We start from the raw sequence: 289 nt of genomic DNA, 5'->3' as shown, positions 1-289 counted from the left end.
CCGCTCCTGGTGGGGCTGGGGCTACGCCGACGCCCACCCCGACGACGCCGAGTGCGCCGCCATGGGCGCCCTGCTGCCGGGCACCCTGGCCCGCCCGCTGCCGATACCCCGGGTCGCCGACCTGCCCATCGCCCGCCCCGGCGTGACACCCCCGCCCGCACTGGCGCACCTGGTCACCGACGATCCCGAGGCGCGCGCCTCCCACGCCATGGGCAAGGCCTACCGCGACGTCATCCGCGCCCTGCGCGGCCGGCCCGGCCGGATCCCCGACCTCGTCGCCCGGCCCACC

Annotated in this window: 1 pseudogene; it reads left to right on the top strand. The window is 79.6% G+C overall.

The annotated features are described in order from the left end of the window. Nucleotides 1-289: pseudogene (locus AB0H32_RS47150) on the top strand (FAD-binding oxidoreductase); the annotation flags it as partial.

The sequence above is a fragment of the Streptomyces sp. NPDC020362 genome (genome assembly GCF_040642095.1).
Taxonomy (GTDB): domain Bacteria; phylum Actinomycetota; class Actinomycetes; order Streptomycetales; family Streptomycetaceae; genus Streptomyces.
The sequence above is the reverse complement of the archived record's forward strand: the minus strand, read 5'-3'. Positions and strand labels throughout refer to the sequence as shown.